Raw genomic sequence first — 20,941 nt, forward strand, 5'->3', positions numbered from 1 at the left:
CTCTACCTTCCGCCGGTATCTCACATGATGAAGCCTGGCAACCCCGCGGTTTCACCCTTGAACGTGCAGGGCACACCAAACGTTAAAGAGGGTGAAAGGATGTGCGGGGGAAAGAAAGAAGGGACGCCGAAGCGTCCCTTGCAAACTCTGAGCTCTGACAACTTAGCGGTTGATACGGGCGGCCCAACCACTGCTGTCGTGGTGCGATGCAGTGATCAGGTGAGCGCAGGCTCCGCCTGGTGTGCGTCGATGCTCTCCATGATCCTGTCGTGAGAAGCGGCAGCCGCGAGCGCGTCGTTCTCCGCCTGGATCCGTACGAGCTCGGATTCCAGGTCCTGGACGCGCTGCTGGAGCCGTCGCATCTCGGCGAGGAGTCGAGGGTCGGAGCCGCCGACGTAACCGAGAAGCGCCTTTGCCATGATGGATGGTCCTCCACACTGAGTGACCGACCGAAGCGGTGTGGGTCGTGAGGGAATCGCACCCGCGGTGCTTGACACTATTGAGTTCATGCTGCCGTTCATCCATGCCAAACAGCTAAGGTGCGCGGGGTGCTTTCAGCGTCTCACCAAAAAGTTTGACGGTCAACACGATCACGCCCTGTATTGGCGGGCAACCCGGGGGCGCGCGGCCTGAGGCGGCGGCGCTGCGACTCCTGCGGGGCCCTCAGGGCGTGGCGATCATTCTTGGGTGCGCAGCCTGCCACGACAAGCGCTTCTTGGCAACCACCAGGCAATTTCTGCTCCGGGCACCTGTCGGCGGCATGTCCGTCCGCCGCCACCCGGGCCGCTTTACAGAATCGGCTCAGCGGATGGCGAAGCCGTCGTACCCCCCGCGAGGTGTGTCCCAGATCTCGGTGACACCCTCGACGCGGCCGGGCGTGTCGTCGCCCTGGAGCCAGCCGAGGAGTCCCTCGCACCGCTCCCGGGGGCCCTCGGCGACCACCTGGACCCGTCCGTCGCCCAAATTGAGAGCAAAACCACTCAGGCCCCCGAGCTCAAGGGCCTTGGCCCGCGTGAACCAGCGGAAACCCACACCTTGGACGCGTCCCCGCACCCAGGCGACCAGTCGCACATCCTCGCTCATGGGTGCAACCTAACCGGCCAATGTCTCTCGGGACACATCCTCCTCTGACGCCATGCGGTACCGTCCCCACCCAATGAATCTCATATGAAACTCACTCGATGGAGTGAATTGGATCACTCCTCAAGATCATATGGGACACGTTGACCGCAAGACGAGGAAGGCCAAGACATGGGACGCCACCGACGCTCCGCCGCCGGCCGCGCCGCCACGGGCCGCGCCACGGGGGTCACAGGTAGGGACGGCTCGTACGCGAGCAGCTACGACCCCCAGCAGTACTCGTACAGCTACGACCCTCCGGAGACCGGCGCGGGCGACGAGCGGCCCACCCTGGGCACTGCCCCGTATCTGCATTCCACGGAGTACGCCGAAGCCTCCGCGAGGAGCGCCGCGTATCTGTTCGCCACCGAGGACGACTACGCGACGGTGTTCCCGGAGCACGCGCTCGCGCCCGGCAAGGGCTCCCGGCGCGGCGGGGCGCGCCGCCGCCGGAAGAAGGCCGTGACGCCGGTGCGCACCGGTCTGCTCGGGGTCTCCGCTGCCGTCGCCATCGGTACGGTCGCGGTCGCCACGGGCGCGATGCCCGGCCTCGACAACTACAGGCTGGGCGGCAGCGGCAGCTCCGACAAGGTGCAGGCAGCGAACACGCCGACGCCGACCAACTCGGCGTCCGAGCAGGGCGGCACGTCCGGCAGCGCTTCCGGCCGCGACGAGGGCTCCTCGACGAGCCGCGGCGCCGACCGCTCGTCCTCGCCGTCACCGGGCCCGTCGACCTCCTCGGCCGCGCCGACCCAGGCGCCGCCGAAGAAGCCGCAGGCCACGCCCACGAAGACGCCGCAGACGACGCCTCCGCAGAAGGCCAAGCCGCCCAAGCAGACCACCGCTCCGGTAACGGTCTCCGCGGCGGCCGCCGCGGAGGCGGAGGTGCTCAAGCTGGTCAACGAGGAGCGGGCCAAGGTCGGCTGCAGCGCGGTCTCCGCCAACAGCACCCTGTCCCAGCTGGCGGAGAAGTTCAGCGACGCCATGGCCGCCGAGGGCTTCTTCGACCACACCGACCCCAGCGGCGCCTCGCCGTGGGACCGGGCGGCGAAGCTCGGCATATCCAACCTCGGCGGCGAGAATATAGCCCGGGGCCAGGCCGACGCGGCCGCCGTGATGGAGGCCTGGATGAACAGCCCCGGCCACCGGGCCAACATCCTGAACTGCGACTTCAAGACGCTGGGCGTCGGTGTGCACTTCGGGTCGGGTGGCCCCTGGTGGACGCAGGACTTCGGCTACTAGCGAGGACAACAGCGGTTGCACTAACTCATGGTTAGTGCAACCTGCCGGTTAGCGCTGCGCTGAAGTACGCTTGAGGTATGGACACCACGCAGGAGCTCCTGGAGGCGGACGACCTCCCGTACAACGTGTTCGCCAAGGCCTGTCCCTCGCGCGGCACGCTGGAGCACGTCACGGGCCGCTGGGGCGGCCTGACGCTCTGCGCCCTGTTCGAGGGTTCCCTGCGCTTCAACGAGCTGCGCCGTCGTGTCGACGGCGTGAGCGAGAAGATGCTCTCCCAGACCCTGCACGCGCTGGAGCGCGACGGCCTGGTGCACCGCGAGGCCCAGCCGACGAACCCGCCCCGCGTGGACTACGAACTGACCCCGCTCGGCCGTGAGGTCGCCGAGCGGCTGCTGGCCCTCGTCCATCTGCTGGAGGGCCGCATGGACGACGTCCTCGCGGCCCGCGAGCGCTACGACACCACGCGCGGCGGCCTCTGACACTTCGGGCAGAAGTAGCTGGACCGGTTCATCCAGGGGCGCCGCCGCATCGGTGTGGCGCACCTCCTGCAGGGCAGACCCTCCCGGCCGTACGCGTCCAGCGACCGGTCGAAGTAGCCCGACTCCCCGTTGACGTTGACGTACAGGCTGTCGAAGCTGGTGCCGCCCACGGCGAGCGCCTGGTTCATCACATCCCTTGTGTGACCGAGGAGTTCGGCGGTGCGCGGGCGGGTGAAGTTCGCGGTGGGGCGTTCGTAGTGGATGCGGGCGCGCCAAAGGGCCTCGTCCGCATAGATGTTGCCGACTCCGCTGATCAACGACTGGTCGAGCAGAGCCCGTTTGATGGTGGTCCGCTTGCGGCGCAGCGCCTGGTGGAAGGCCTCGTCGTCGAACAGCGGGTCGAGTGGGTCGCGCGCGATGTGGGCGATGACATCGGGCAGGCCCTCGGGGGTGTTGTCGTGCAACGACAGGCCGCCGAAGGTGCGTTGGTCGACGAAGCGGAGTTCGGTCTTCAAGTCGTCCGCGAATCTCACGCGGATCCTGAGGTGCTTCTCGTCGGGGGCCGCGTTCGGCTGGACCAGCAGCTGGCCGCTCATGCCGAGGTGGGCGAGGGCCGACTGGTGGGTGTCCTCCAGGGGCAGCCACAGGTACTTGCCGCGGCGGCTGGGGACGCCGATGCGATGGCCTTTGAGACGGTGTGCGAAGTCGTCGGCGCCGGCCACATGACGGCGTACGGCACGCGGGTGCAGCACCTCGGCGTCGGCGACGACTCGGTGGGCGACCCACCGCTCCAGACCGCGCCGGACGACCTCGACCTCGGGCAACTCGGGCATCGGGACCCCCGTACGGGCTGAGGATGAGCCGAGCGCCCGCCCCGGGGAGGGACGGACGCTCGGGTCGGTGTTCGTCAGAAGGAGACTTCCGCCGGTGAGACGTCGGTCAGGCCGAGACGGACGACGGTCCTTCACCGTCCTGGGCAGCCTGTTCGGCTGCGGCCTTCTCGGCCGCCGCCCTGGCGCGCTCGTCCGCCGCGGTCCGGATGGACCGCCACGCGGATTCCGCGGCCTGCTGCTCCGCCTCTTTCTTGCTGCGGCCGGTGCCGGTGCCGTACGAGACGCCTCCGACGCGGGCGGCAGCAGTGAAGGTCTTCTCGTGGTCGGGGCCGGTCTCCGTGACCAGGTACTCGGGCACGCCGAGGCTCTCGGTCGCGGTGAGCTCCTGGAGGCTGGTCTTCCAGTCCAGGCCGGCTCCGAGGTTGGAGGACTTCTCGATCAGCGGGTCGAAGAGCCGGTGGACGAGTTCGCCCGCCGCTTCCAGACCCTGGTCGAGATAGACAGCGCCGATCACCGCTTCAAGGGTGTCGGCGAGGATGGACGCCTTGTCCCGGCCACCCGTGCCCTCTTCGCCCCGGCCGAGCCGGATGAAGGAGCCCAGGTCGAGCCCGCGGCCCACCTCCGCCAGCGCACGCGAGTTGACCACCGCGGCCCGCAGCTTGGCCAGCTGGCCTTCGGGCAGGTCGGGGTGGGTGCGGTACAGCGTGTCCGTGACCACGAGACCGAGCACGGAGTCCCCGAGGAACTCCAGCCGCTCGTTGGTCGGCAGACCGCCGTTCTCGTACGCGTACGAACGGTGGGTCAGCGCGCGCACCAGAAGGGCGGACTCGAGCTTGTACCCGAGCCGCCCTTCCAGAAGCGTGTGGGACGAGGCTGTGTTGTCCGACTTTTTCCTGGCGGTTGGGTCCGCCTTGGCGTCATCCGCCTTCTTGGCAGTGGACACGGTGCCTCTCACCAGCCGCTCAGACCTCGAGGACCTGGCGCTTGTTGTAGGTGCCGCAAGACGGGCACGCGATGTGCTGCTGCTTGGGCTCGTGGCAGCGCTCGCACGCAACCAGGGTGGGGACCGCAGCCTTCCACTGCGACCGGCGGTGGCGCGTGTTGCTGCGCGACATCTTCCGCTTCGGAACAGCCACGGCTACTTCTCCTGCTTCTCGTCGACGCCCGCTTCGGCGCCGCTCATCTCGTCCTTCTCGCCGTCTCCGAGTGAACCGGCGAGTCCCTGCAGTGCCGCCCAACGGATGTCGACGGCGTCATGGTGGTGGTCCGGGTCGTCCGCCAGCCGGGCTCCGCACTCGGAGCACAGACCGGGACAGTCTTCCTGGCACACCGGCTGCATCGGCAGTGCGAGCACCACCGCATCGCGCAGCACGGGCTCGAGGTCGAACAGGCCGTCCTCGATGAAGAGCCTGTCCTCGTCTTCCTCGGCGTCGTCGGCCGGCTCCGCTTTGGGGCGGCCCCGGTCATCGGCGTCAGGGTACGAGAACATCTCCTGGAATTCCGCTTCGACGTCCAGCTGAAGCGGCTCCAGACACCTTACGCACTCCCCCTCGGCCTGTGCACGGGCGGTGCCTGTGACAAGCACCCCTTCCATGACCGACTCAAGGCGGAGTTCGAGCTCCACCGGGGCGCCTTGCGGCACTCCGACGACTCCCGCGATACCGAGGTCCTTGGGAGCGTCGACCGTGCGGGTCAGGCGCTGCAGCGCACCGGGCCGCCGCCCCAGCTCGTGTGTGTCGAACACGAGAGGCTTGCGGTGGTCGAGGCGGGCGTTCAGAGCCATTCCTGCTTTCGGTCTTCCAGCTCAGGGGGAACGCTGCCCTTCGGTGTCCCCGGGCAGCGCTGATCGCGGACGTGCACGCGACCGAAGAGCCAGGATACTGGACCTTTCGCTCACGGCCCAATCCGGTGGCTCCTTACTGGCCGCGCCCCTGTTCGTAGGCTCTCAGCTGCTCGGGCGTGATCATGCCGGTGTCGAAGAGGCTGGTCTCGTCGAGGGCGTACGACTGGTGCGCCTGGGGCTGCTGGTGCGCCTGCTGCATCTGGTTCGGGTCGTACACCGGCTGCTGGCCGGTGTCGTAGCCCTGGTAGGCATACGGATCGGCCTGCTGGTAGCCGTAGGCGTCCTGCTGGCCGTACGCCTGCTGCTGGTAGGCGCCGCCGTACGGATCGGTCTGCTGCTGATAGCCGTACGCCGGCTGCGGCTGCGCGTAGTCCTGCTGCTGGGCGGGCTGCTCGGCCGGGGCCTTCGGCTCCGCGACGGCGGCGAGGTCGGCCAGGTAGTCGGCGTCGCTGGAGTGCTGGAAGGACGTGGTGTCGTCGGCGAGGGCGCCGAGGTCGTCGGTGGCGATACGGCCGTGCAGCTTCTGGCGGCCGCGGCCGACGGCCTCCAGGGTCTTGGCGAGGACCGCCTCGAAGGCGCCGAGCTTGGCGTCGACGTAGGCGTCGGCGTCCTTGCGCAGGGTCTCGGGGTCGTGGCTGCGCTCGGGGGCGTCCTCGTCCTCGTAGCCCTGCTCGTCGACGCCCGGGCCGGTGCCGAGGAGCTTCTCGCGGCCGCGGCCGACGGAGCCGAGGGTCTTGGTGAGGACGACCTCGAAGTTGGCGAGCTTGGAGTCGACGTAGTCGTCGGCCTCCGCGCGGACCTCCTCGGCCTCCTCGCGGGCCTCGGCGAGGATGCGCTCGGCCTCGGCCTGGGAGCGGCGGGCGACCTCGGTGTCGGAGATGAGGGAGCCGCGCTCGGCGTGCGCCTGCCCGATGATCCGGTCGGCCTCCTGGCGGGCCTGCTCGACCATCTGCTCGCGGTCGCCGATCAGCTCCTGGGCCTGGGCGAGGGAGCCGGGCAGCGCCTCGCGCAGCTCTTCGAGCATCGAGAGCAGGTCGGCGCGGTTGACCACGCACGAGGCCGACATGGGCATCGACCGGGCGCCGGAGACCGCGGCGACGATCTCGTCGAGCTTCTTCTGCACGTCCACCGTGTGCTCGCCACTCTCTACCGATGTGTTGGAGACGGACGGGACGACTGTAGCCCCATCAGTCCTTGCGCAGGCGTTCGTTGAGGGCCTCCAGGACGATCGGCGGCACCAGGTGGGAGACGTCTCCGCCCCAGGTCGCGACCTCCTTGACGAGCGAGGAGGACAGGAAGCTGTAGGTGGGGTTGGTCGGCACGAAGAGTGTCTCGACGCCCGAGAGGCCGTTGTTCATCTGGGCCATCTGCAGCTCGTAGTCGAAGTCGCTGACCGCCCTGAGGCCCTTGACGATGGCCGGGATGTCCCGTTCCTTGCAGTAGTCGACGAGGAGCCCGTGGAAGGCCTCGACGATCACGTTGCCGTACTCGGCGGTGACCTGACGGATCAGGTCGATCCGCTCGTCGATCTCGAACAGGCCCTTCTTGGACTTGTTGATCATGACCGCGACATAGACCTCGTCGTAGAGACGAGAGGCGCGGGAAATGATGTCGAGGTGTCCGTTGGTGATGGGGTCGAACGACCCGGGACAGACGGCGCGGCGCACTAGTGATCCCTCGCTCTCCGGTCCGGTCATCGTGCGTCTTCGCACGTAGAGGCGGCGCGACCGTACCAAAACGTTCCCTCGCCGTAGCGACGGGCCTTGACCGCGTCGAAACCCTCGGGCCACCTGAATTCGCCGCCTCTGGTGCTGCGCTCCACGGTGACGATCGCCTCCGGCGCGAGCCAGCCTCCCGAGCGGAGTGTGAGGAGAATCTCCCGAAGATCGTGATCTGTGACTCGGTACGGGGGGTCGAGGAAGACCAGGTCGTACGGCGGTGTCGGCGCCGGGGTCTGGATGATCTGTTCCGCTTTGCCTGCCCTCACTTCGGCGCCGGGGAGGCCGAGTGATGTCACGTTCTCGCGGATGACGCGGGCCGCGCGGGCGTCCGCCTCGACGAGGAGGGTGTGGCTTGCGCCACGGGAGAGGGCTTCCAGGCCTACGGCGCCCGAGCCGGCGTACAGGTCGAGGACGCGTTCGCCGTCCAGGGGGCTGCCCAGGAGGGACTGCCAGGTGGAGAAGAGGCCCTCGCGTGCGCGGTCGGAGGTGGGGCGGGTGCCGGTGCCTGGCGGCACGGCCAGGCGGCGTCCACCGGCGGCGCCGGCGATCACGCGGGTCATCTTTGGTCCTTGGTCGGGGGTGGTTGCGGATTCAGTCTGGCACCAGGCACGTCGTGGTTGCTCGTGCTCGCGCGGCGATAGCCGCATATCGACACAGCCCCGCGCCCCTAAAAGCAGGGCGGCTCCCGTCTAGCCCTTTTCCAGGTACTGCTCCCTTTCCTCGTCCAAAAGGGCGTCGAGGGCTGTCCGGAGGCCCGGAAGCCCCGTCAGCTCCGGATCCGCCGCCACGACTGCCGCCGCCTCCTCCCTCGCCTCCGCGATGACCTCCTCGTCCTCGATGACCGCCAGGACGCGGAGGCTGGTGCGGGCGCCCGACTGGGCCTGGCCCAGGACGTCGCCCTCGCGGCGCTGTTCCAGGTCGATGCGGGAGAGTTCGAAGCCGTCGAGGGTGGAGGCGACCGCGGTCAGGCGCTGGCGGGCCGCGCTCGCTTCCGGCATCTCGGTGACCAGGAGGCAGAGGCCCGGGGCCGAGCCGCGGCCGACGCGGCCGCGCAGCTGGTGGAGCTGGGAGACGCCGAAGCGGTCGGCGTCCATGATCACCATGGCGGTGGCGTTCGGGACGTTGACGCCGACCTCGATGACCGTGGTGGCGACCAGGACGTCGGTGTCCCCGGCCGCGAAGCGGCGCATGACCGCGTCCTTGTCGTCGGGGTGCATCCTGCCGTGCAGGACCTCGACGCTCAGCCCCTGCAGCGGGCCCTTGGCGAGCTGGTCGGCCACGTCGAGGACGGCGAGCGGGGGGCGCTTCTCGGCCTCGTCCTCCGGGGACTTCTTCTTGCCGGACTTCTTCGGGTCGTCCTCCTCGTCGCCGATGCGGGGGCAGACGACGTACGCCTGGTGGCCGCCCTCGACCTCCTCGCGGACCCGCTCCCAGGCGCGGGAGAGGAAGTGGGGCTTGTCGGCGGCCGGGACGACGTGCGAGGCGATGGGCGAGCGGCCTGCGGGGAGTTGGTCGAGGACCGAGGTCTCCAGGTCGCCGAAGACGGTCATGGCGACCGTGCGCGGGATGGGGGTGGCTGTCATGACGAGGAGGTGCGGGGGCTGTTTGCCCTTGCCGCGCAGGGCGTCGCGCTGTTCGACGCCGAAGCGGTGCTGTTCGTCGACGACGACCAGGCCCAGGTCGTGGAACTGGACCTTGTCCTCGATCAGGGCGTGGGTGCCGATCACGATGCCGGCCTCGCCGGTGACCAGGTCGAGCAGGGCCTGGCGGCGGGCGGCGGCGCCCATGGAACCCGTGAGCAGCACCACCTTGGTGGAGTGCTCGGCACCGCCCAGCATCCCGCCCTCGGCCAGCTCACCCATCATCTCGACGACGGAGCGGTGGTGCTGCTGGGCGAGGACCTCGGTGGGGGCGAGCATGGCGGCCTGGCCGCCGGCGTCGACCGTGGCGAGCATGGCGCGGAGGGCCACCATGGTCTTCCCCGATCCGACCTCCCCCTGCAGCAACCGGTGCATCGGATGCTCGGTCGCCAGGTCGTCGAAGATCTCCTTGGAGACCTTCTGCTGGCCTTCGGTGAGGGTGAAGGGGAGGCGGTCGTCGAAGGCGGTGAGCAGGCCGTCGGGCTTGGGTTTGCGGGCGACCGCCGGGAGTTGGGCGTCGGCGTGCCTGCGGCGGGCGAGGGCCACCTGGAGGACGAAGGCCTCGTCCCACTTGAGGCGGGAGCGGGCGTCCTCGATGTCGGCCTTGGTGTGCGGGCGGTGGATCTTGAGCAGGGCCTCGGGGAGGGAGACCAGGCCGCGGCCCTCGCGGAGTCCCTCCGGCAGCGGGTCGACAGCCTCCTGGGCGGTGGGCAGGACCGTCTGGAGCGCCTTGCCGATCTTCCAGGACTCCAGTTTGGCCGTGGCCGGGTAGATGGGGATGAGGGCGCCGGCCCAGGTCTCGACCGTTTCGTCGCTGTCACCCCGTAGCAACTCGTAGGCCGGGTGGGCCAGTTGGAGGCGGCGGTTGAAGACGGAGACCTTGCCCGCGAACATCGCGCGTGTGCCCGGCAGGAGCTCCTTGTGGGGCTTGTGGACGCCGTTGCCGAAGAAGACCAGTTGGAGGCGGCCGCTGCCGTCGGTGATGGTGACCTCGAGGCGCTGCCCCTTGCCGCGGGGGGCCTTGGCGGAGGCGAAGGTGTGCAGGCGGGCGTCGGCGACCATCGCGACCACCGTGACGTGCTCGTCCATCGGGAGGTCGGCGAGGTGGGTGAGCTGGCCGCGCTCCTCGTATCTGCGCGGGTAGTGGTGGAGGAGGTCGCCGACGGAGTGCAGGCCGAGGTGCTCGGCCATCACCTTCGCGGTGGCGGGGCCGAGCACTGACTTCAGTGGTTGCTTCAGTGGTTCTTCCAGTGCGGGCACGAGATCCATTGCACACCACGCCACTGACAATCCCGTATACGTCCCGCGAAACCCCTGGTCAGACGGCTCGTTCCGGCCTTAGGATGGCGCGCTCCGGCCATCCCCCGCGGTCACCGCCCCACCAGGGACCGCCCGACCCCGCGCCGTCGCGAACCTCCCCCCACCGGCGCTGCGACGATGGACTCCCAGACCTCGAAGTCATCCCAGCCGTCCCAGTCACCCCAGTCACCTCATACGTTCCAGGTCGACCTGCGTGGGCTGGTGGACCTGCTCTCCCATCACCTCTACTCCAGCCCCAAGGTCTATCTGCGGGAACTGCTGCAGAACGCCGTCGACGCCATCACCGCCCGGCGCGCCGAGCAGCCCGACGCCCCGGCGCGGGTGCGGCTGTACGCGGAGACGGGTGCCCTTCGGGTCGAGGACACAGGAGTCGGGCTCACCGAGGCCGACGTGCACACCCTGTTGGCCACGATCGGGCGCAGCTCCAAGCGGACCGACGCGCTCGCCGACGGGATCCAGGAGGTCCGCTCCGACTTCCTCGGGCAGTTCGGCATCGGCCTGCTGGCCTGCTTCGTGGTCGCCGAGCGGATCCGGGTCGTCAGCCGCAGCGCCCGCACACCGGACGCGGCGGTCGTGGAGTGGACGGCGAGCGACGACGGTTCGTACACCGTGCGGACGCTGCCGCACGAGGCGCGGCCCGAACCGGGCACCACCGTGCACCTGGTGGCGCGGGCGGGGGCCGGGGAGTGGCTCGCGCCGGAGCGGGTGCTCACGCTGGCGCGGGACTTCGGGTCCCTGCTCCCGTACGACGTCCGGGTCGACGACGAGGCGGTCACCGACCTCCCGGCGCCCTGGGACCGGTCGTACCCCTCCCCCGCCAACCGGCGGGTGGCGCTGGCTCGGCACTGTCACGAGTTGTTCGGCTTCACCCCGCTCGACTCGATCGAGCTGAACGTGCCGCTCGCCGGGATCCGCGGTGTGGCGTACGTCCTTCCGGCGGCCGTGAGCCCCGCCCAGCGGGCGACGCATCGTGTGCACCTGAAGGGCATGCTGCTGACCGAGCGGGCCGAACAGCTGCTGCCGGACTGGGCGTTCTTCGTGCGGTGCGTGCTGGACACCGACAGTCTGCGGCCCACGGCCTCGCGCGAGTCGCTGTACGAGGACGAGACGCTGGCCGCCGTACGGGAAGCACTGGGGACAAGGATCCGGTCCTGGCTGACCGGGCTCGCGGCCGGCGATCCGCAGCGGCTGGCGGCCTTCCTGTCCGTGCACCACCTGGGTGTGAAGTCCCTGGCGCGGCACGACAAGGAGATGCTGCGGACGATGCTGCCGTGGCTGCCCTTCGAGACCACCGACGGGCAGCTGTCGCTCGAGGAGTTCGCGCAGCGGCACCCGGTGGTGCACTTCACGCGGACCGTGGAGGAGTACCGGCAGGTCGCGCCCATCGCGTCCGCGCAGGGCGTCGGGGTGGTCAACGGCGGTTACACGTACGACAGCGAGCTGGTCGAGGCGCTGCCGTCGGTGCGGCCGGGGACGGTGGTCGCGGAGCTGGACGCCGACACGGTGACCGCGCATCTGGACGCGGTCGACCCGGCCGAGGAGCTGGCCCTGTCCGGCTTCCTGGCGGCCGCGCGGGCGAAACTCGATCCCCTGGGGTGCGATGTGGTGCTGCGTGCCTTCCACCCGCTGTCCGTTCCCGCGCTGCACCTGGACGACCGGGCGGCCCGCCACGAGCAGGCACGCGCAGAGGCGGAGGAGCAGGCCGACGACCTCTGGGCGGGCATCCTGGGTTCGCTCCGTGGCAGCGCTCCACGCGCGCGTCTCGTGCTCAACCACCTCAGCCCGCTGATCCGGCGGATCAGTTCGCTCGGCGACCCGGAACTGATCGGCACCGCCACCGAGTCCCTGTACGGGCAGGCACTGCTCATGGCGCAGCGCCCGCTGCGGCCGGCGGACACGGCGCTGCTGAACCGGGCGTTCATCGGCCTGTTGGAATGGGCGACCCATGGGGAGGACGGCAACTGATGAGCGGGATCACGGACTTCGACTCCCTGCGCCGCGCGATGGCGGAGAACTCGGAACAGCCGGAGGGCCCGGCGCGCAACGCGCGCGCGGAGCAGCTGCTCGTGGAGGCCGAGAGGCTGGGCATCCCGCTCGCCGTGATCGAGGCGCTCGGGCACCAGCTGAAGGTCTACAACTACAGCTCCGAGAAGGACAAGATGTTCGTCCCCTTCGCGCGTCTGCTGCGCATGTGGGACGAGCGGCCCGGGGACTTCGACGAGTACGAGACGCACTCGCTGCACTGGGTGTTCAAGTGGATGTCGTCCGGCATGCTCGACCAGCCGCATGTGCCGCTCGCCTCGATCGAGAAGTGGCTGGGCGAGATGGAGCACCGCTACCGGCTGGCCGGTCACTCCGAGCGGGCCGTGCGCAGTGCCGAGTTCAGCGTGGCCGCGCACATCGGGGACATCGCGCGCGCGGAGCGGGCGTACGCGGCGTGGCTGGCCGCCGACCGGGACAGCATGGCCGACTGCCATGCGTGCGAGCTGCACGGGCAGGGCTGGTGGCAGGCGGAGCAGGGGCGGGACGCTCAGGCGCTGCTGCTGTGGCGGCCGGTCCTCGAGGGCGAGTTCACGTGCGCGCACGAGCCGCACACGGTGCTTGCGTCGTCCCTGGTGCCCCTGCTGCGGCTGGGCCGCACGGACGAGGCGCGCGCCAATCATCTGCGGGGCTTCCGGCTGGTGCGGGGCATGGAGAGCATGCGGGGCGCGTACGCGGACCACGTCGAGTTCTGCGCGCTGACCGGGAACGAGGCGCGCGGCCTGGAACTGCTCGCGGAGCGGCCGGCGTACTTCACGGACACCGGGCATCCGCGCAGCAGGCTGGACTTCCTGAGCGTGGTGACGCTGCTCATGGAGCGTCTGGACGAGGCGGGGCTCGGCGACCGTGAGGTGCCCGGGCCGGCCGGCCGGACGTGGACGGCGCGCGAACTCGCCACGCACGCGCGTGCCGAGGCGCTCGCCCTGGCGGCGCGTTTCGACGAGCGCAACGGCAACGCGTACGTCAGCGAGCGGGCACGCGCGCGTATGGCGCAGCGGCCGCTGGTCGAGCGGCTGCCGCTCGGGGTGCGGGCGATGCGCCCGGTCTCCGCGCCTGCGGTGACGCCGCCGGCCGCCGTGACCGCGGACGCGCCGGACCTGCCCGCCCTGCTGGCCGCGGCACGCCGGCTCTCGCACACCCTGCAGCCGAACGCCATGGACGCCTGGGCGGCCGTCTCGCGCGCCGCGGAGGGCGTCGAGCTGGACGCCCGTGACCGCGCGGAGATCGCCGACCACGAGGCGATGGACCGGGGCCCGGAGGGCGCCGCGCTCTTCGAACGGGCTGCCGAGCTGTACGCGGAGGCCGGCGACCCCGGTGAGGCGCTGGCGGCACGCACGCGTGCGGCGTACGTACGCGCCCTGTCCGGCCGGGTGGACGAAGCGCTGGCGGCGGTCACCGAGCCGTACGACCAGGTTCTCGCGCTGTACGCCGACGACGCCACCGGCGTACGGCAGACGGCGTCCGTGCTGATGGGACGGGCGCGGATCCTGATGCGGCGGGTGCTGGAGGCGGGCGAGCCGGCTGGGGAAACGGTTCTCGCCGACGCCGAGAGCGCCGTACGTGAACTGCTGGCGCTGGTCGGCGGTTACACCGGGGACGATGTGCGGATCGCCTCGCGGGAGGCCGAGGCTCAGGCCATGCTCGCGGATCTGGCGGTGCGCGGCGGTGACCTGGAGACGGCCGTGGAACTGTTCGGTCGGGCCACGGCCGGGTTCGTCGGGGCCGGGCTTCCGTGGTTCGCGGTGGAGTACGAGGCGCGGCTGGCCGGGCTGGCGCATCACCTGGGCGACATCTCGGGGGCGGAGCGGGCGCTGCGGGCGGCCCTGGAGCACGGCGGGGCGCATCTGGAGGCGGTCGGGCGGGCTCAGCTGCATCTGCAGCTCGCCGAGGTGCTGGGCGGCCGGGGGCTGTCCGTGGAGGCGGCCGAGCACGCCCTGGAGGCGGCGCACTGGGCCGACGAGGCGGGCGAGGGTCCGACGCTCGGCGCCTGGGCGCGGCAGCAACTCGGCGGGTTCCTGCTGCGGCAGGAGCGGTGGGCCGAGGCCGCGGAGGTGCTGGAGTCGGCGCTGCCCGACCTCAGCGCCGAGACGCACGGGGACGGCGCCGTCGTCCAGACGCAGTGGTGGCTCGGCGACTGTCTGAGCGAACTCGGCGAGCACCGCGAGGCGGCCGAACGGCGCCTGCAGGCCGCGGAGATCGCCAAGGAGTGGCCCGAGCAGCACGACCACGCGACACTGGCCCACCTCGCCGCCGAATCGCTCGGCGCCGCCGGGCTGCCCGCCGAGGCGGACCAGGCGTACGCGCGCGCGGGCGACCTGTGGCGCTCGCTCGGCAACGTCCACGGCCTCGTACGCTCCCTGCGCGCCCGCGCCTGGCTCGCGCTGCGCGCGGAGGACGGGACGGGCGCGGCACGGGAGCTGATGGCGGGCGCGGTCCGGGAGTGCGAGGCGGCGCTGAGCGCCGCCGGGACCGACGAGGAGGCCCGGCAGCGGCTCGTCGCCGAACTCGGGCACACCCACCGCCAGTTCGGCGACCTGCTCGCCCGCTCCGCCACGGAGGACGCCGACGACGACTCGATCCGGGCGGCACTCGAGGACGCGCTGTGCCAGGTCACCGAGGCGATCGCGGTGTTCGCGTCCCTCGGCGACGACGCCCTGCACAGCCGCACCGGCGCCGAACTCGCCGCAGGCTGGCTGGAGGCCGACCTCGCCCGCCCCGCCCGTGCAGCGGCACGCGCACGTGCGGTCCTCGCCGCATACGACGGCGCCGCCCCCGAAGACGAAACGGCCCAGGGCCGACAGGCGGAGGCGGAACAGATGCTGCAGGTGGTGGAGGAACAGGGGGCGGACTGAGGGCAGGAGGCGGGCCGCCCAAAGCCGGGAGCCCCGGTGCCGGCCACGCCGGTGGCTCCGGGTCCGACGCAGGCCGGGAGCTCGGGGGCCGGCTGCGGCCGGGAACTCCCGGTCGGCAGAGGCCAGGAGCCTCGATGCCCGCCCGAGCCCAGGAACCTCGCGACCGGGCCCAGGCACGCAGCGAACAGGCCGCAGAGGGAGGAGCTCCGGCCCTGGCAGCGGTCAGCGGCCCCCGAACCGGCCGAGACCAGGAACGTCAGACCGCAGAGACCAGAAGCCCCAGAGCCGTCTGCAGCCCAGGGGGAAGGACCCCAGACGCCACCGCCCGAGGGCCTCGCGACCGGCCCAGGCACGCAGCGAAAAGGCGGCAAAGGCAGGAACTCCGACCCCCGTAGCGCTCAGCGACCCCGAACCGGCCGAAACCAGAAACCCAGAACCCGCTCGAGCCCAAGGAGAAGGACCTGACCCAAGACGCCAGAAACCCAGGCCGCTGAAGCCAGAAGCCCCGAGGCCCCGCCCGAGGGCCTCGCGGTCGGCCCGGGGCGGAGGCGGACGGGCCTCAGGGGCAGGAGTTCGCGGCCGCCGGGCCGGTTGACGTCAGCGACGGCGGGCCCGGTCGGGCTATTCGACGCCGATCAGGAGCAGCGCTCCCTGGCGGCCGCCGCGGTACACCACCGTGTCCACGGCGAGGTACGACTCGCGGACGCGGGTCTGCAGGCGGTCCGCGACGGCGTCGGAGGCCTCGTCGCCCAGGACGAGGGTGACCAGTTCGCCGCCGGCCTGGAGCATGCGGTCGAGGACGGTTTCGGCGGTGAGGGTGACGTCGGAGCCGATCACGGCCACGTCGCCGTCGATGAGGCCGAGGACGTCCCCGGCCTGGCAGATTCCGGCCATGGTCCAGGACTGGCGCTCGGCGACGGCGACCTCGGCGTAGCGGGTCGCGCCGGCCGCCGAGGTCATCGACACGACGTCCTCGTCGAAGCGGCGCTCCGGCTCGTGCACGGCGAGCGCGGCGATCCCCTGGACCGCGGAGCGGGTCGGGATCAGGGCCACCCGGATGCCCTCGGTCCGGGCCTGCTCGGCGGCCGCGGCGGCGGTGTGGCGCAGGTCGGCGTCGTTGGGCAGCAGCACGACCTCGCGCGCGTGGGCGCGCCGTACGGCGTCGACGAGCTCACCGCTGGCAGGCGGCTCCCCGGGGCGCGCGAGCACGGTGGTCGCGCCGGCCTCGCTGTACAGCCCGGCCAGGCCCTCCCCCGGCACGACGGCCACGACCGCCCGCTGCACCCGCTCCCTGGGCGGCCGCTGCCCACCCGTGGTGTGCACGTCGCCGACGCCGAAGTGGGTGATCCGGATCCGGTACGGCCGCCCCGCCTCGACACCCGCCTCCACGGCGGCGCCCGCATCGTCCACGTGGACGTGCACGTTCCACAGCCCGTCGCCCCCGACCACCACGAGGGAGTCCCCCAGGGCGTCGAGACGCGCCCGCAGCCGGTCCACGGCCGCGTCCTCGGCCTCCAGCAGGTAGATCACCTCGAAGGCGGGACCGCCCTCCGGAGGGGAGGCACAGTCCTCGGCGACGAGGGTGCCGGCGGCCGCGGCCGCATCGATCTGCACGCGCGCGTGCCCGCCGGAAGCCGCGACGGCCGCCGGCGCCTCCCCCGTGAACGTCTCCACCAGCGCCGCGAGCACCGCCACCAGCCCCCGCCCGCCGGCGTCGACCACCCCGGCCCGCCCCAGCACGGCGAGCTGCCCCGGGGTCGCGGCCAGGGCCGCGCGCGCTCCCTCGTATGCGGCCCGGGCGACCGCCCCGCAGTCGCCCTCGGCTCCCATGGCCGCGTCGGCGGCGGCGGCGGCGACCGACAGGACGGTGCCCTCGACGGGGTGCGCGACGGCCCGGCGGGCGGAGTCGGCCGCGTGCCGCAGGGCGAGCCGGAGGCCGGAGCCGTCGGTGTGAGTCGTCTCACTCTCGGTGGCCACCACCTCCGCCATGCCGCGCAGCAGCTGGGCGAGGATCGTCCCGGAGTTCCCCTGGGCGCCTATCAGCGCCCCGTGGGCCATCGCGCGCACGGCGTCGGCCAGCAACGGCTTCCCGGCGACCCCTGAATCCACCTCATGGGCGGCGAAAACGGCCTCCACCGCCCCGGCGGCGGACTCCACGGTCAGATACAGGTTGGTGCCGGTGTCCCCGTCGGCCACGGGGTAGACGTTGATCGCGTCGATCTCCTCGCGGGCACGGCCGAGCGCCTCCAGCGCGAGGCCGCACCAGGTGCGCACCGCGAGAGCATCGAAGAATGTCTGCGGCACCTGCGCCACCTGCGCCTCCTCAGGATCCGGACTGGTCGCAGCGTAGACCCAGAGCGGGTGACCACCGGAAGAGGGCCGGGAGCGGGGCCCTGATGAGCCATGGTAGTTTCGTTGTACTGGCGCAGTCGTTGTATGCTGCTCCGGTTGCCCGATCCGCATCGGGCTCTTCCCCTGGCACCGCCACTCAGATCTCTGATCCTGCGATCTTGATCCCGGCATGCCGGGATCAACCGTAAGTGCATCTGAAGTCTTTGGAGTGACCCGTGGCTGCCAACTGCGACGTCTGCGGCAAGGGGCCGGGCTTCGGCAACAGCGTGTCGTTTTCGCACCGCCGTACGTCCCGTCGCTGGAACCCGAACATCCAGCACGTCCGTACTGTGGTCGGCGGGACGCCGAAGCGCCTCAACGTTTGCACCTCGTGCATCAAGGCCGGCAAGGTCTCGCGCTGACGCACAGCTAAGCGCGCGGCCACCGCTGGTTCGCTGCACTGAGCCGGTCCACCTCGGTGGACCGGCTTTTTGCTGTACCTGACAACGCACTGTCCCTGACAAGCTTGGCGCATGCGCTTCGGCATCCTGGGTCCCCTGGACATACGCACCGACGACGGCACCCCCTTGGACCCCGGAGGCCCCCGCCCCCGCGCACTGCTCACCCTGCTGCTCCTCGACGCCGGCCACATGGTCTCCACGCAGCGCCTCACCGACGGTCTGTACGGCGCCGAGCCGCCCGCCGGAGCCGCGGCAGCCCTCCAGTCGCAGATCTCGCGGCTGCGCAGGCGCCTGGCTCCGCACACGGACATCGAGGCGGGCCCCGGCGGCTATCGCGTCACCACCCCGCCCGACTCCGTCGACGCGCACCGTTTCGAGCGCCTGTCCCGGCAGGGGCGGGCCGCTCTCGCCGCCGGTGACCACGCGCGCGCGGCGCCCCTGCTCAGGGAGGCGCTCGCCCTGTGGCGCGGCCCGGCGCTGCCCGACCTCCCGGACGCGCACGCCGAGGCCGCCCGGCTCGAAGAGCTCAGGCTGGCCGCCGTGCAGGACCGGATCGACGCGGACCTGGCGCTCGGCGGCGGTCCGGAACTCGTACCGGAGCTGCGGGCGCTGCTGTCCGCACATCCGGTGAGCGAGCGGCTGTACGGGCAGCTGATGCGGGCCCTGCACGCGGGCGGCCGGCCCGCCGAGGCGCTCACGGTGTACGAGGACGCCCGGCGCACGCTCGCGGACGAGCTGGGCGCCGATCCGTCGCCGGAGCTGTCCGCGCTGCATATGGAGCTGCTCCGGGGCGCGGAGCCCGAGTGGCGCCGGTTGCCCGTCCAGCTCACCCGTTTCGTGGGCCGCGAACCCGAACTCGCGCGGATCGCGGCCCTCCTGGCCGACTCCCGCCTGGTCACGCTCACCGGTCCGGGAGGGGCGGGCAAGACCCGGCTGGCGATCGAGGCGGCGGGGCGGCACTCCGCCGTCTGCTTCGTCGAGCTCGCCCCGCTCACCGACGGCACACAGATCCCGTACGCCGTCCTGACCGCACTGGGTGTGCGGGAAGGGTTCCGTACGCCCACGACGGACAGCACCGACCGGCTGCTGGCCGCTCTGGAGGAGAGCGAAGTCCTCCTGGTCCTCGACAACTGCGAGCATCTCGTGGAGGCGGCGGCCCGGCTGGCGTCGCTGGTGCTCGCCGCCTGTCCGGGCGTACGGGTCCTCGCCACCAGCCGGGAGTCGCTCGGCATCACCGGTGAAGTCCTGGCCCCCATACCGCCGCTCGAACCGGAACCCGCGGGCCGGCTCTTCCTGGACCGCGCCCGGGCCGTGCGGCCGGATTTCGACGGCCACGCGCGCGTGGCCGACATCTGCGCCGCACTGGACGGCCTCCCGCTCGCCATCGAGCTGGCCGCTGCCCGCCTGCGCACCCTCACCCCGGACGAGCTCGCCGACCGCCTGGACGACCGGTTCCGGCTGCTGTCCCGGGGCGACCGCTCGAAGGCCCCCCGGCACCGGACCCTGCGCGCGGTCGTGGAGTGGAGCTGGGACCTGCTGGACGAGGAGGAGCGGGAGCTGGCGCGGCGGCTGACGGTGTTCTCCGGCGGTGCGACGCTGGAGGCGGTCGAGGCGGTGTGCGGGCTGCCGTATCCGGAGGACGTGCTGGCCTCGCTGGTGGAGAAGTCGTTCCTGGAGGTGTCCGAGGGGCGTTACCGGATGCTGGAGACGATCCGGGCCTTCGCCGGCGAGGACCCGCCCGATCTCGGGGACGCCCACGCCGCCTACTTCCTGCGTCTGGCCGAGGAGGCCGAGCCGCACCTGCGGGGCGGCGGGCAGCTGCCCTGGCTGGCCCGGCTGGCCGCCGAGCACGGCAACCTGGACACGGCACTGCGTCATCTCGTGCGCCACGACACCGGCCGGGCCCTGCGCCTCATGGGGCCGCTCTCCTGGTTCTGGCGCCTTCGCGGACTGCACGGCGAACGGGTGGCGACGGCCAGGGAGTTGCTGGCGGCGGTCGGGGGCGCGCCACCGCCCGGCCTCGAGGAGGAGTACGTGCTGTGCGCGATCAACGCGCTCTCCGGTGCGGGCGAGGAACCCGAGCTCATCGCGCGCGTGGACGACGTCCTGCACGCGTACCCGGGGCCGCTCAGGCTGCCGTACGTCCTCGTGCTGTGGGCGGTCGCGGCCGGACCGCGGCCCGCCGACGACGCGCACGCCCTCACCCTGGCCGGTGACTCCCCCTGGGCGCGTGCCCTGCTCGCCGTGGGACTGGGCTTCCGGGCGCAGTTCGCGGGACGACCGCGAGAGGCCGAGGAGTGCTTCGCGCGGGCGCTGGAGGACTTCCGGGCCACCGGTGACCGCTGGGGCATGGCCAACTGCCTCGACCCGCTGGGCATGTTCGCCGCCGCGCGCGGTGAGTTCGAGCGTGCTCTGGAACTGCTCGACGAGGGGCTGGCGTACATGCGGGAACTGGCCGCGCCGGAGGAGACCGCCGATCTGCTGCGCACCCGGGGCACCGTGCTGCTGCACCAGGGCGACACGGCGGGCGCCGAGGCCCACTTCGAACAGGCGCTGACGCTCGCTCGGGGCGCCGGGCTCCCCGACAAGGTGGCGGCCGCCCGGCGCGGTCTCGGCGACGCGGCCCGGCTGTCCGGGAATCCGGCACGCGCGCGCGTGCACTACGAGAACGCCCTCCAGGAGTGTGCCGCCAACTGGTTCAGCGTCGGCGAGACCGTCCGCATCCTCATCGGCCTCGGGCGGGCCGCCCTCGCCGAGGGACAGGACGAGGAGGCCCGCGAATGGTTCCGGCAGGCGGCGGAACTCGCCGTCGAGGGGCCCGGTGACCTGGAGCTCGCCGACGCGGCCGAGGCGCTGGCGTCCGCCGCCGGCTGCGCCGAGCGGGCCGCGGTGCTGCTGGGCGCGGCAGCGGGCCTGCGGGGCGGCCGGATCGAGGGCGACCCGGACGTCGTACGCGTCGAGGCGGGCGTACGGGCGAAACTCTCGCCCGGCGCCTTTGAGCAGGCCTTCGAGGAGGGCCGGCGGCAACGGTCAGCGGCGGTCAGCGAACGGTAGGGAAAC

17 protein-coding genes are annotated in these 20,941 nt (G+C 71.7%); 6 read left to right on the forward strand and 11 right to left on the reverse strand.

From position 1 onward, the window contains the following. Positions 1 to 215: 215 nt before the first annotated feature. Complete coding sequence (locus ACFY1U_RS40065; protein WP_016432419.1) at positions 216 to 419, reverse strand: hypothetical protein; 204 nt, start codon at positions 417 to 419, stop codon at positions 216 to 218. A gap of 382 nt (positions 420 to 801) precedes the next feature. Next, positions 802 to 1,083: an acylphosphatase gene (locus ACFY1U_RS40070; RefSeq protein WP_078912750.1), complete on the reverse strand. Its 282-nt coding sequence runs from the start codon at positions 1,081 to 1,083 to the stop codon at positions 802 to 804. 168 nt (positions 1,084 to 1,251) lie between these two features. Here ACFY1U_RS40070 and ACFY1U_RS40075 point away from each other — a divergent pair, with 168 nt between their 5' ends. Beyond that, positions 1,252 to 2,361, forward strand: a complete 1,110-nt coding sequence (locus tag ACFY1U_RS40075) for a CAP domain-containing protein (RefSeq protein WP_390698974.1) — start codon at positions 1,252 to 1,254, stop codon at positions 2,359 to 2,361. A 77-nt stretch (positions 2,362 to 2,438) separates the two neighbouring features. Further along, positions 2,439 to 2,840, forward strand: coding sequence for a winged helix-turn-helix transcriptional regulator (locus ACFY1U_RS40080; protein ID WP_390698975.1), 402 nt, complete (start codon positions 2,439 to 2,441; stop codon positions 2,838 to 2,840). Here the strand turns inward: ACFY1U_RS40080 and mutM are convergent. The 8 genes from mutM to recG all read right to left on the reverse strand — a co-directional run bounded on the left by mutM (position 2,813) and on the right by recG (position 10,146). Then, positions 2,813 to 3,673: a bifunctional DNA-formamidopyrimidine glycosylase/DNA-(apurinic or apyrimidinic site) lyase gene (gene mutM, locus ACFY1U_RS40085; RefSeq protein WP_390698976.1), complete on the reverse strand. Its 861-nt coding sequence runs from the start codon at positions 3,671 to 3,673 to the stop codon at positions 2,813 to 2,815. The two genes, ACFY1U_RS40080 and mutM, sit on opposite strands and share 28 nt — an antisense overlap. A gap of 106 nt (positions 3,674 to 3,779) precedes the next feature. Continuing rightward, positions 3,780 to 4,628 carry a ribonuclease III gene (gene rnc, locus ACFY1U_RS40090; RefSeq protein WP_390698977.1) on the reverse strand — a complete coding sequence of 283 codons (849 nt, stop codon included), beginning with the start codon at positions 4,626 to 4,628 and terminating at the stop codon, positions 3,780 to 3,782. Between the two features lie 7 nt (positions 4,629 to 4,635). Then, positions 4,636 to 4,809 carry a 50S ribosomal protein L32 gene (gene rpmF / locus ACFY1U_RS40095; protein WP_003951102.1) on the reverse strand — a complete coding sequence of 58 codons (174 nt, stop codon included), beginning with the start codon at positions 4,807 to 4,809 and terminating at the stop codon, positions 4,636 to 4,638. A gap of 2 nt (positions 4,810 to 4,811) precedes the next feature. Further along, positions 4,812 to 5,456, reverse strand: coding sequence for a YceD family protein (locus ACFY1U_RS40100; protein ID WP_390698978.1), 645 nt, complete (start codon positions 5,454 to 5,456; stop codon positions 4,812 to 4,814). Positions 5,457 to 5,589: 133 nt separating this feature from the next. After that, positions 5,590 to 6,645 (reverse strand): cell division initiation protein, encoded by a 1,056-nt coding sequence (locus tag ACFY1U_RS40105; RefSeq protein ID WP_390698979.1) that lies wholly within the window; start codon positions 6,643 to 6,645, stop codon positions 5,590 to 5,592. A 58-nt stretch (positions 6,646 to 6,703) separates the two neighbouring features. After that, positions 6,704 to 7,183 carry a pantetheine-phosphate adenylyltransferase gene (gene coaD, locus ACFY1U_RS40110; RefSeq protein ID WP_390699128.1) on the reverse strand — a complete coding sequence of 160 codons (480 nt, stop codon included), beginning with the start codon at positions 7,181 to 7,183 and terminating at the stop codon, positions 6,704 to 6,706. 26 nt (positions 7,184 to 7,209) lie between these two features. After that, complete coding sequence (gene rsmD / locus ACFY1U_RS40115) at positions 7,210 to 7,797, reverse strand: 16S rRNA (guanine(966)-N(2))-methyltransferase RsmD (protein ID WP_390698980.1); 588 nt, start codon at positions 7,795 to 7,797, stop codon at positions 7,210 to 7,212. A 129-nt stretch (positions 7,798 to 7,926) separates the two neighbouring features. Further along, on the reverse strand, positions 7,927 to 10,146 hold the full coding sequence (recG, locus tag ACFY1U_RS40120; protein ID WP_390698981.1) for an ATP-dependent DNA helicase RecG: 2,220 nt from the start codon (positions 10,144 to 10,146) through the stop codon (positions 7,927 to 7,929). Between the two features lie 168 nt (positions 10,147 to 10,314). On the opposite strand from recG, the gene ACFY1U_RS40125 reads away from it, so the two are divergent. Then, the gene (locus tag ACFY1U_RS40125; protein WP_390698982.1) at positions 10,315 to 12,162 is read left to right on the forward strand and encodes an HSP90 family protein; all 1,848 of its coding nucleotides are present in this window, start codon (positions 10,315 to 10,317) and stop codon (positions 12,160 to 12,162) included. Next, positions 12,162 to 15,089, forward strand: a complete 2,928-nt coding sequence (locus tag ACFY1U_RS40130) for a tetratricopeptide repeat protein (protein WP_390698983.1) — start codon at positions 12,162 to 12,164, stop codon at positions 15,087 to 15,089. Before ACFY1U_RS40125 ends, ACFY1U_RS40130 begins: the two co-directional genes overlap by 1 nt. 621 nt (positions 15,090 to 15,710) lie before the next feature. Here the strand turns inward: ACFY1U_RS40130 and ACFY1U_RS40135 are convergent. Beyond that, positions 15,711 to 17,402, reverse strand: a complete 1,692-nt coding sequence (locus tag ACFY1U_RS40135; RefSeq protein WP_390698984.1) for a DAK2 domain-containing protein — start codon at positions 17,400 to 17,402, stop codon at positions 15,711 to 15,713. A 254-nt stretch (positions 17,403 to 17,656) separates the two neighbouring features. On the opposite strand from ACFY1U_RS40135, the gene rpmB reads away from it, so the two are divergent. Then, positions 17,657 to 17,842 carry a 50S ribosomal protein L28 gene (gene rpmB, locus ACFY1U_RS40140; protein ID WP_007384934.1) on the forward strand — a complete coding sequence of 62 codons (186 nt, stop codon included), beginning with the start codon at positions 17,657 to 17,659 and terminating at the stop codon, positions 17,840 to 17,842. Between the two features lie 111 nt (positions 17,843 to 17,953). Continuing rightward, positions 17,954 to 20,935, forward strand: a complete 2,982-nt coding sequence (locus ACFY1U_RS40145) for an ATP-binding protein (RefSeq protein ID WP_390698985.1) — start codon at positions 17,954 to 17,956, stop codon at positions 20,933 to 20,935. Positions 20,936 to 20,941: the final 6 nt, after the last annotated feature.

Source organism: Streptomyces sp. NPDC001351 (assembly GCF_042896045.1).
GTDB lineage: Bacteria > Actinomycetota > Actinomycetes > Streptomycetales > Streptomycetaceae > Streptomyces.